Annotated in this window: 8 protein-coding genes; 6 read left to right on the forward strand and 2 right to left on the reverse strand. The window is 71.8% G+C overall.

Annotated elements, in window-relative coordinates:
* Nucleotides 1-50: 50 nt before the first annotated feature.
* On the reverse strand, nucleotides 51-1,490 hold the full coding sequence (gndA, locus tag ACFTZL_RS32225) for an NADP-dependent phosphogluconate dehydrogenase (RefSeq protein ID WP_382589907.1): 1,440 nt from the start codon (nucleotides 1,488-1,490) through the stop codon (nucleotides 51-53).
* A gap of 348 nt (nucleotides 1,491-1,838) precedes the next feature.
* On the opposite strand from gndA, the gene ACFTZL_RS32230 reads away from it, so the two are divergent.
* Entirely contained in the window at nucleotides 1,839-3,074 is a 1,236-nt protein-coding gene (locus tag ACFTZL_RS32230; protein WP_382589910.1) for a transglycosylase family protein, read from the forward strand.
* Here ACFTZL_RS32230 and ACFTZL_RS32235 read toward each other — a convergent pair.
* Entirely contained in the window at nucleotides 3,064-4,605 is a 1,542-nt protein-coding gene (locus ACFTZL_RS32235) for a DMT family transporter (protein WP_382589913.1), read from the reverse strand. The two genes, ACFTZL_RS32230 and ACFTZL_RS32235, sit on opposite strands and share 11 nt — an antisense overlap.
* 210 nt (nucleotides 4,606-4,815) lie before the next feature.
* Here ACFTZL_RS32235 and ACFTZL_RS32240 point away from each other — a divergent pair, with 210 nt between their 5' ends.
* The 5 genes from ACFTZL_RS32240 to ACFTZL_RS32260 form a co-directional block, all read left to right on the forward strand.
* Nucleotides 4,816-5,571, forward strand: coding sequence for a (2Fe-2S)-binding protein (locus ACFTZL_RS32240; protein WP_382589916.1), 756 nt, complete (start codon nucleotides 4,816-4,818; stop codon nucleotides 5,569-5,571).
* 39 nt (nucleotides 5,572-5,610) lie between these two features.
* Nucleotides 5,611-6,762 carry a glycogen synthase gene (gene glgA, locus ACFTZL_RS32245; RefSeq protein WP_382589919.1) on the forward strand — a complete coding sequence of 384 codons (1,152 nt, stop codon included), beginning with the start codon at nucleotides 5,611-5,613 and terminating at the stop codon, nucleotides 6,760-6,762.
* A 51-nt stretch (nucleotides 6,763-6,813) separates the two neighbouring features.
* Nucleotides 6,814-8,034 (forward strand): glucose-1-phosphate adenylyltransferase, encoded by a 1,221-nt coding sequence (gene glgC, locus ACFTZL_RS32250; RefSeq protein ID WP_382589921.1) that lies wholly within the window; start codon nucleotides 6,814-6,816, stop codon nucleotides 8,032-8,034.
* Between the two features lie 100 nt (nucleotides 8,035-8,134).
* On the forward strand, nucleotides 8,135-10,753 hold the full coding sequence (locus tag ACFTZL_RS32255) for a PA14 domain-containing protein (RefSeq protein WP_382589924.1): 2,619 nt from the start codon (nucleotides 8,135-8,137) through the stop codon (nucleotides 10,751-10,753).
* 145 nt (nucleotides 10,754-10,898) lie between these two features.
* Nucleotides 10,899-11,174, forward strand: a 276-nt coding sequence (locus ACFTZL_RS32260) for a wax ester/triacylglycerol synthase domain-containing protein (protein WP_382589927.1), incomplete at its 3' end; no start/stop codon positions are given.

The raw sequence follows: 11,174 nt of genomic DNA on the forward strand, positions 1-11,174 counted from the left end.
GCCAACGCAGCTGTCCACCGGCCCCTCACCGTTCCTTCAGCGGCGAGCGCCTACGCGGAGACCTCCGACCGGTCCCCGCCCCACAGCGTGTGGAACGAGCCGTCCCGGTCCACCCTGCGGTACGTGTGCGCACCGAAGTAGTCCCGCTGCCCCTGCGTCAGCGCCGCCGGCAGCCGCTCCGCGCGCAGGGCGTCGTAGTAGGCGAGGGCCGCGGCGAAGCCGGGGGTCGGCACGCCCTCGCGGGTCGCGGCGATCAGCACCTCGCGCCAGTCGTCCTGGGCGTCCCCGATCTCCTGCGCGAACGTCGCGTCCGACAGCAGGCTCGGCAGGTCCGGCCGGGTGTCGTAGGCGGAGCGGATCCGGTCCAGGAAGGCCGCGCGGATGATGCAGCCGCCACGCCACAGCGCGGAGACCGCGCCGAGGTCGATGTCCCAGCCGTACTCGTCGCGGGCCGCGTCGATCTCGTGGAAGCCCTGCGTGTACGACACGATCTTCGACGCGTACAGCGCCTGCTCCACCCGGTCGGCGAAGGCCTGCGCCTCCGACTCGCTGAGCGCCCGTGCCGTCGGGCCGGCCAGCCCGCGCGAGGCCTCCCGCAGCGCCGCGTGGCCGGAGAGGGAGCGGGCGAAGACGGCCTCCGCGATGCCGGATACCGGAACGCCCAGGTCGAGGGCGATCTGGACCGTCCAGCGGCCGGTGCCCTTCTGCTCGGCCTGGTCCACCACCACGTCCACGAACGGCTTGCCCGTCTCCGCGTCGACGTGCGACAGCACCTCGGCCGTGATCTCGATCAGGTAGGAGTCGAGGCGGCCCTGGTTCCAGGTGCGGAAGATCTCCGCGATCTGGGCGGGGGAGTAACCGGCGACATCGCGCAGCAGCTGGTACGCCTCGCCGATGAGCTGCATGTCCGCGTACTCGATGCCGTTGTGCACCATCTTCACGAAGTGCCCGGCACCGTCCGGACCGACGTGGGAGACACACGGCGAACCGTCGGCCGCCTTCGCCGAGATCTTCTCCAGCATCGGACCCAGCGAGTCGTACGACTCCTTCGGGCCGCCCGGCATGATGCTCGGCCCGTTGAGCGCGCCCTCCTCGCCGCCGGAGACGCCCATGCCGACGAAGTGGATGCCCTGCTCGCGCAGCTCGCGCTCCCGGCGCCGGGTGTCCGCGAAGTGCGCGTTGCCGCCGTCGATGATCATGTCGCCGGGCTCCAGCAGGGGGGCGAACTCCTGGATCACCGCGTCCGTCGGGTCACCGGCCTTCACCATCACGACCAGGCGCCGCGGCCGCTCCAGCGCCGCGACGAACTCCTTCGCGCTCTCGCACGCGACGAACTCCCCCTCACCGCCGAACTCCTCGACCAGGGCGCGCGTGCGCGCGGGCGTCCGGTTGTGCACCGCCACCGCGTAGCCGTTGCGGGCGAAGTTGCGGGCGAGGTTGCGGCCCATGACCGCGAGACCCGTGACGCCGATCTGCGCTGTACTGCTCATTCGGTTGGCTCCTAAAGACCTCGGTATCGGTGCTGCGGGTGGTGTCCACCAGCATGCCCCCGTCGACCATCCTGACGTGCCGCTACTGCGTCCGCACGCGCGGGTCGTACGACGTCGCGCAGCGTGATACGCACGAAAGCCCCGTCGCACTCAGCCGATGTACGCGTCCCCGCGCACGTCGCACACGCGCACCGGGTGGCGTACACGGTGCACTGCCGTGGCGCACGTCGCGCAACAGGGGCCTCATACCGGCCATTTGGGCACCCGGGCGGCTGATAGCCGTCTTGTTCTGGCCGGTTCGCAGCGCTTACTTTTGCCCCTCCTGACGCATGTCTAGGGGGGCAATCGATGGCCGTACGCGGCCGGCACCGCCGGTATCAGCCGAACAGGATCAACCGCGCCTCACTCACCGTCACGGCGGGTGGCGCGGGCATGGCACTGCCGTTCATGGGCACCGGCGCCGCCCACGCGGCGGACGTCGACACCTGGAACAAGGTCGCCGCCTGCGAGTCCACCAGCAACTGGAGCATCAACACCGGCAACGGGTTCTACGGTGGTCTGCAGTTCACCCAGTCCACCTGGGAGGCGTACGGCGGCCGGACCTACGCGGTGCGCGCGGACCTGGCCACCAAGGACCAGCAGATCGCCGTCGCCGAGAAGGTGCTCGACGGGCAGGGCCCGGGCGCCTGGCCGGTCTGCTCGGAACGGGCCGGACTGACCCGGGGCGGAGGCGAGCCCGACATCCGGCCGGCCTCCGAGAGCACGAAGAAGGACGGCAAGAAGGACGTGCGGAAGAAGCCCAGAACCTCCATCGAGGACGTGCGGCCGCAGTCCACGCCGCAGTCCCGGGCGGGCAACGCCGAGATGTACACCGTGCTCCGCGGCGACACCCTCTCCGGTATCGCGTCCGACCAGGAGGTCCGGGGCGGCTGGCGGGGGCTGTACGCCGCCAACCGTTCGGCCATAGGAGCCGACCCCGACCTGATCGTGCCCGGTCAGCGGCTCGCGCTGCAGGGTGAGGGCGCCACGAAGACGCGCCCCGCGGCCAAGCCGGCCCCTTCGGCCAAACCGGCCCCGTCGGCCAAGCCGTCGCCCAAGAAGCCGGACCGCGCGAAGGAACACGTCAAGGAGCGCTCCAAGGACGAGAACAAGGACCGCGCCGGACGGTCGACCGCCCGGCAGGGCCTCGTCGCCCCCGTCAGCGGCTCCCTGGGAACGCCCTACCGCAAGGCGGGCTCGTCCTGGTCGAAGGGCTACCACACCGGCGTCGACTTCCCCGTGCCCACGGGCACGTCCATCAGGTCGGTCGCGGCGGGCAGCGTCGTCAGCGCGGGCTGGGGCGGCTCGTTCGGCTACCAGGTCGTGGTCCGGCACGGCGACGGCCGCTACAGCCAGTACGCCCACCTGTCGGCGATCTCCGTGCGGGACGGGCAGACGGTGACCGCCGGCCAGCGCATCGGCCGCTCCGGCTCCACCGGCAACAGCTCGGGCCCGCATCTGCACTTCGAGGTGCGGACGGGGCCCGGTTTCGGTTCGGACGTCGACCCGGTGGCCTATCTCAGGGCCGGCGGCGTCACGATCTGACGCGCGCGCGGTGCCGGTCGACCGTGGGTAGCGGGACGTACGGGATGCCGTAGAAGGGCACGTAGGAGAGCGGGCGGCGGTCGGGGTCTGAGGAAACCGGCGGTTCCCCGCTCTCGTACGGGACGTCCGGGGAGGCCTCGGGCTCCTCGGCGGCCAGGCGCCGGGGCACGGACACCGGTTCGTCCCCGGACCGGCCGCGACCGGCCGCGCCACGATCCCCTGCCCCCGCGCTCACCGCCCCGACGCCCAGCGTCTTGGGCAGCACACCCACGGCAGTGGGCGGCGCGCCCACGGTCTCGGGCAGGACGCCGATCTCGGGCAGTGCGCTCCGGGGCTCCGGCGAGGCACTCGACGCCCCGGCCAGGGCGCCCTCGCCGACGGGCGACGCCCTCACGGTCTCGGGCAGTGCGCCGGGCAGCGTGCTCCGGGGCTCCGGCGAGGCGTTCACCGCCCCGGACAGGGTGCCCACGCCGACCGGCGACGCCCTCACCGTCTCCCGCAGCGCGTTCCTGCTTCCGGGCAGGCTGCCCACCGTCCCGGCCGGATCGCCCGTGCCCGTGGACCCGGCACCCACCGGCTCGGGCCGGCACCGTCCGCTCCGGGCGGGCTCGGGCACCGTCCTCGACGTCCCGAGGCCCGTGTCGACCGGAACCAGGCCCGTACCGGCGACCTCCAGCCCCGTCCCCGTGCTCTGCGGCTGGGCCTGCGCGAGCCGTTCCGTCGTCAGCAGGATCAGACCGCCCGCCGCCACCACGCCACAGCTCAGGGCGAGCGCCGTGCCCGTCGTGCCGTAGCGGAAGGTTTCTCCGAACATCGTGATGCCGACCGCGGCCGCCACCACCGGGTTCACGACCGTCAGCGTGGCCAGCGGGGCCGTGAGGCCGGCGCCCCGGTACGCGGCCTGCGACAGCAGCATGCCGGCCGTGGCGAGGACGCCGATCACGGCGAGCGAGGGCACGTCGGCCGCCGACACACCGCCGGTCCAGTCGACCGCGACGGTCTTGGTGAACACCGAGGACATACCGAACGCGATACCGGACGCCGTCGCCAGCAGCATGCTGCGGACCGCCGGGTGCCGGTGCGCGGCCCGGGCGGCGATCATCAGCGTCACGACCGCACCGGCGGTGACGACGGCCACGGCCACCCGCTGGGCCGTGTCCAGCGACCGCGCGTCCGACGCGGCGACCAGGGACAGCAGACCGGCGAGCCCCACCGTCGCCATGATCGCGCCCCGCCAGGCCGTGGCACCCGCCTTGCGGCCGACGAACAGCGCCGCCATCGGCAGGGCCACCACGATGGTCAGCGCGCCCAGCGGCTGCACCAGGCTCAGCGGACCGTACGCCAGCGCCACCACGTGCAGCAGACCGCCGAGACCGTTGAGCCCGACCGCCGCCCACCAGCCCGGCCGGCGCAGCGGCGCGTACTGCTCGCCAGGCGAGGACTCCGCCACCCGCTCCTGCACGATCGCCCCGCCCGCGTACGCGACGGCGGAGACGAGGGACAGCAGGACGGACAACGCGAGGGCGCTCATCGGCTGCTCCTCTGCGTCAGGCGGGGGCGCTCAGCCCGGCGCGGCGAAAGGTGGTCTTTCATGACCAACACCCTGCCGTGTCCAGGTCTTCCCGTCGTCGTCCCTGAGCACTCATTGGGTCCTACTGCCGATGGAGTACGAGGGGAGCACCGTCATCCCCAAGGTGGGCGGCCACGGTCGGGGGCCACCGGGTCGCATCCCCTAGGGGCCTTGGTACTACTGGTCTTCGTGGACCTCGACCCCGACCTCGCCGCGCTCCGCCCGCTCGGCGGCTTCTTCGTGCTGCGCACGGAAGGAGCGGCGGCCAGGCCACTTCCCACTCTCGCACAGGCCTACCGTGAAACGTCACCGGACGTGTACGGAAATCCCCTGATTTTTCGCGTCCACAAGGTGGCCGGCGCCCTGCACGCCCCGGAGTTGCGCGTCGGGGCGTCCGTGGCCCACCTGGGCCTCGCGGCCCGGCTGTGGTCCGTCGCGCTGGGCTGCGCCGTCCTCCACGGCAGCGTCCCCGACCTCGACGCCCGGTTGTTGCACTGGGACGCCGACGGCAGCGCCCCCGACGACCTGTGGCTCTCGGACGTACGGCCGCTCCCCGGGGACGCGGCGACCGTCGCGGACACCGTCCTGCACGGCCACCTCGAACCCCTGGCGGCGGCCCTGCGCGCCCGCTACCGCCTCGCTCCCGGCCTGCTGCGCGGGAACGCCGCCTCCGCGCTGGCGGGCGCCGCCCGCGAACTCGACCGCTGGGCCCGGCGGCACAACCGCACGGACACCGCCGCCCGGGCCCGCTCCCTGGCCGCCGAACTCCTCGCGCACCCCCTGCTCGCAGGCTCCGGGACCCTCACCGGCACCGCCTTCCGGCGCCGTAGCTGCTGTCTGTACTACCGGGTGCCCGGCGGGGGCGTCTGCGGCGACTGTTGCTTCACGACGCCGCCTCGCTCTTCCCCACACGCCCCATCTGGGTGACCATGAAAGGGAACGGCCGCTGAGAGCAGGGAGTTGCGGGTGCGAGTGGGACTGCTGACCCGGGAGTACCCGCCGGATGTGTACGGCGGAGCGGGCGTCCATGTGGAGTTCCTCGCCCGGGAGCTCAGAGCCCTGGTCGACCTGGACGTGCACTGCTGGGGCGAGGGCCGCGCCGACGGCGTGCGTCGGCACCGGCCCTGGTCCACGCTCGACGGCGCCAACGACGCGCTGCGCACCTTCTCCGTGGACCTCGCCATGGCCGCCGCCCTGGAAGGCCGCGAGCTGGTCCACTCCCACACCTGGTACGCCAACCTCGGCGGCCACCTCGCCAAGCTGCTGTACGGCATCCCGCACGTGATGACCGCCCACTCCCTGGAGCCCCTGCGCCCCTGGAAGGCCGAGCAGCTCGGCGGCGGCTACGAGCTGTCCGGCTGGGGCGAACGCACCGCGATCGAGGCGGCCGACGCGGTGATCGCCGTGTCCGGGGCCATGCGCGAGGACATCCTGGGCTGCTACCCCGCACTGGACCCGGAGCGGGTCCACGTCGTGCACAACGGCATCGACACCAGCCTGTACCGGCCCGACCACGGCACGGACGCCCTGGACCGGATCGGACTCGACCGCTCCCGTCCGTACGTCCTGTTCGTCGGCCGTATCACCCGGCAGAAGGGCGTGCCCCACCTGCTGCGCGCGGTGCGGGACATCGATCCGGCCGCGCAGGTCGTGCTGTGCGCGGGAGCACCGGACACGCCGGAGATCGACCAGGAGTTCCGCGAGCTGTTCGGGGAGCTGAGCCGGGTCCGCGACGGCGTGTTCTGGATTCCGAGGATGCTGCCGCGCCCGGAGGTGATCCAGCTCCTCACGCACGCCGCCCTGTTCGTCTGCCCCTCGGCGTACGAGCCGCTCGGCATCGTGAACCTGGAGGCGATGGCCTGCGGCACGCCCGTGGTGGCCTCGGCGGTCGGCGGCATCCCCGAGGTCGTGGACGACGGCAGGACCGGCCTGCTCGTCCCGGCGGGCGACGACTTCGAGGCGGGTCTCGCCCGGGCCATGGACACCGTCCTGGGCGACCCGGAGACCGCCCGGCGGATGGGCGAGGCCGGGCGGGAGCGGGCGGTCGGCGAGTTCGGCTGGGACGCGGTGGCCCGCCGCACGGTCCGGCTCTACGAGGAGATCCTGAAACAGGCTTAGCGCGTCCCGCTCAGGGGCAGGCATCGGAAAATCGGCGTGAGGGGAGCGGCCATGCGTCGTGGTGGTCCTTCGGTCCTGGGAATCGTGCTGGCGGGCGGCGAGGGCAAACGCCTGATGCCCCTGACGGCGGACCGTGCCAAACCCGCGGTCACCTTCGGCGGCACCTACCGCCTGGTCGACTTCGTGCTGTCCAACCTCGTCAACGGCGACGTCCTGCGCATCTGCGTCCTGACGCAGTACAAGTCGCACTCGCTGGACCGGCACATCACCACCACCTGGCGGATGTCCAACCTGCTCGGGAACTACGTCACGCCCGTGCCCGCCCAGCAGCGCCTCGGCCCGCGCTGGTACCTGGGCAGCGCCGACGCGATCCTGCAGTCGCTGAACCTGATCTACGACGAGCGCCCCGAGTACGTCGCCGTCTTCGGCGCCGATCACGTCTACCGCATGGACCCCCGCCAGATGCTCGCCCAGCACATCGACAGCGGCGCGGGCGTGACGGTGGCCGGGATCCGGGTGCCGCGCACCGAGTCCTCGTCGTTCGGCGTGATCACGCCGGGCTCGGACGGCCAGACGGTGGAGCGCTTCCTGGAGAAGCCGACGGATCCGCCCGGTCTGCCGGACGACCCCGAGATGGTCTTCGCCTCCATGGGCAACTACATCTTCACCACCAAGTCCCTCATCGAGGCGCTGAGGCGGGACGCGGAGGACGAGGCCTCCGTGCACGACATGGGCGGCTCGATCCTGCCCCAGCTCACCGACCGTGGTGAGGCGGCGCTGTACGACTTCAGCGCCAACCACGTGCCCGGCGAGACCACCCGCGACCAGGGCTACTGGCGGGACGTCGGCACGCTGGACGCCTACTACGAGGCCCATATGGACCTGATCGCCGAGCGTCCCGCGTTCAACCTGTACAACCGCGACTGGCCGATCTACACGCACTCGTACCAGCTCTCGCCGGCCCGCTTCAACGCCGGCGGCATCGCCAGCGAGTCCATCATCAGCGCGGGCTGCCTGGTGCGCGGCCAGGTCACGCGGTCCGTGCTGTCGCCGGGTGTCGTGGTGGACCCGGGGGCGGTGGTGCAGGGCTCCGTGCTGCACGACAACGTGCACATCGGCCGCGGTGCGGTGGTGCGTGGCGCCGTCCTCGACAAGAACGTCCAGGTGCCGCCGGGCGCGACGATCGGCGTCAACCCGGAACGGGACGCCGAGCTGTACACGGTGTCCAAGGGCGGCGTCATCGCCCTGGGGAAGGGGCAGTTGGTCACCTGACGGGGCCTGGCAGGGGACTTTGTCCTGCCTCTGGACGAAGAGCGGAATCCGTGTTGTCATGCCTGCGCCCGCACATGACATCGTTGTAAACGGAGGTTCCGTGCGTACCGGACCCCTCAGAAACCGGCTCGCGTTACTGCTCGCCGCGCTCCTGGGCCTCACCGGCCTGACCGCGGCCCCAGCCGTGGCGGACGACCCCGCAGAGATCCACGGCCTCAAGGGCGAGTACTTCACCCACTCCGCCCCCGGCGCCTTCGACTTCCACACCCTCAAGGCGACGACCTTCGACCAGGACCTCGACTTCGACAACCTGGAGCCGCGCCTGAACTTCACCACCGGACAGTCCGATGACGTCAGCGTCCGCTGGACCGGAAAGATCGTGCCGGAGAAGACCGGCCCCCACGCGTTCTCGGTCATCGGAGACAACGGCTTCCGCCTGTGGATCGACGGAAAGCCCGTCATCGACCACTGGGTGGACGACTGGGACCGCGAACAGACCGGCCGGCCCGTCGACCTGACCGCGGGCAAGGCCTACGACATCAAGGTCGAGTACTTCGAGCACTACGGCGGCTCCAACCTCCACCTCCGCTGGACCCCTCCCGGCGGCGCCAAGGAGCCGGTCCCGCAGTCGGCCTTCCGCCTCCCCGAAGGCTTCGACTACGACGGAGCCCTCGCGGCCACGGTCCAGGCCACCGGCCGCACGCTCAAGCTCGACTTCGCCCAGCCCCTGGCCGCACCCCCGGCGGGCTTCACCGACCACCTCAAGGCGGTGATCGGCGGCGCCGAGTGGCCCCTGGGCGCGGCGCGACCGGACCCGTCCGACCCCACGTCCCTCCTGGTCGCCCTCGACGAGCCGGTCGTCGGCAACAAGACCGGCACGGCCCGGGGTACCGCCGACATCCGCTACGACGGTCGGGGCGGCCTCTCCAACACCGACGGCAACGTTGTCAAGGAGTTCTGGAGCAGCGGCCCCAACCGCTCGACGCACCAGTTGAGCACCCGCTGGGCCGACGAGGTCGGGCCGGACAACGCCCACCCCGAGTACCCGCGCCCGCAGCTCACCCGGGACGCCTGGCAGGGCCTCAACGGCCGCTGGCAGTTCGCCGCCGCCGAGCCCGGCGAGCAGCCGCCCGTCGGCAAGACCCTGAAGGAGCGCATCCTCGTCCCGTACCCGGTGGAGTCCCAGCTCTCCGGCATCGAACGGCACGAGGACCGCATGTGGTACCGGCGCACCTTCACGGTCCCGCGCGACTGGGACATCGGCTCCGGCAAGCGGCTCAAGCTCAACTTCGGCGGCGTCGACTGGCGCTCGGAGGTGTACGTCAACGGCACCGAGGTCGCCAGGCACGAGGGCGGCTACGACAAGTTCGGCGCCGACATCACCGACGCGCTGAAGCCCGGCCGCACCCAGGAACTGATCGTCGGCGTCTACGACCCCACCGACGCGGCATCCGGCGAGAACCCGCCGCTCGGCAAGCAGCGCCTGGACCCCAGCGGCATCTGGTACACCCCGTCCTCCGGCATCTGGCAGACGGTCTGGATGGAGCCGGTGGCCCGCGACCACGCGGACTCCCTCAAGCTCACCCCGGACGTGGCGGGCGAGAAGCTGACCGTGGAGGCCCGGGGCGTCCGGGACGGCGTACCGATCACGGCGACGGCGTACGACGGGAAGCGCAAGGTGGCCACGGCGAGCGGCCGCACCGGCCGGCCGCTGACCCTGACCGTCCACGACCCGCACCTGTGGTCACCCGACGACCCGTTCCTCTACGGCCTGAAGGTGAAGGTCGGGGCCGACCGGGTCGGCAGCTACTTCGGGATGCGCTCGATCGCCGTCGAGAAGGTGAACGGCGTGCCGCGCACGGTCCTCAACGGCGAGCCGGTCTTCATGATGGCCACCCTCGACCAGGGCTTCTGGCCGGACGGACTGCACACCGCGCCCACCGACGAGGCCCTGGCCTACGACCTGAAGGCGCACAAGCAGCTCGGCTTCAATTCGGTCCGCAAGCACATCAAGGTCGAGCCGGACCGCTGGTTCTACTGGGCCGACCGGCTCGGGCTGCTGGTGTGGCAGGACATGCCCGCGATGACGGCCGGGGTGAACCCGAGCGCGTCCTCCCGCGCGCGGTACGAGCGCGAGATGAAGGAGATGATCGACGAGCACATCAGCAGCCCGTCGGTCGTCATGTGGGTGACCTTCAACGAGGGCTGGGGCCAGTACGACGTGGGCCGGGTCGCCGAGCAGGCCAAGGCGTGGGACCCCACCCGGCTGGTCAACGGCCAGTCCGGGCTGAACCTCGGCGCCGACGGCGGCACCGGCGACCTCATGGACGAGCACGGCTATCCCAGCCCGGCGCTGCCACCACGCCCGGACGGCGAGCGTGCCCTGGTCAGCGGCGAGTACGGCGGCCTGGGCCTTGCGGTGCCCGGCCATGCCTGGTCGGTGCAGCAGTCGTACGTCGACGTCGACCCGGCCACCTACACCGAGGACTATCTGACCAAGCTCGACGAGGTCCGGGCCCTGGTCTGCAAGGGCAGCAACGGTGCCGTATACACCCAGATCGCGGACGTCGAGGGTGAGCTGAACGGCTTCCTCACCTACGACCGAGCCGTCCTGAAACCGGACACGGCCCGACTCAAAGCGGCGCATCAGGCGTTGATCCGTGACGCCTCCCGGGTGACTCCCACCGGGTGCCCGGCGCCGCAACCTGTGCTGGACTGACGGCACATGCACCATAAGTCCCGCCCCTCTCGCCGGGGCGGGACTTAATCTGCTGTTAACTGTACGTAGCCTGATCGTACTTGACCGTAATCGGCTGGGGGCGGTTGACTGCTGACCCACCCCGTCGTCGACGCGAGGCAAGCCCTTGACTGCTGACCTGCTCGCTCCTCTCGACCTGGCGTTCTGGAACCTCGAGTCCGCCGAGCACCCGATGCACCTAGGGGCGCTCGGGATCTTCCCGGCCCACTCGCCGGCCGCGGGCGCCCACGCCGCCGACCTGCTCGCGGCCCGCGCCGCCCGCGTCCCCGGACTGCGCATGCGCATCCGCGACGTGTGGCAGCCGCTGCCCTCGGCGCTGCGCCGGCCGCTCGCCTTCGGCGGCGCGGCCCGGGAACCGGACCCGGACTTCGACTCCCAGCAC

It is taken from the genome of Streptomyces sp. NPDC056948 (assembly GCF_042674225.1).
Taxonomy (GTDB): Bacteria; Actinomycetota; Actinomycetes; order Streptomycetales; family Streptomycetaceae; genus Streptomyces; species Streptomyces purpurascens.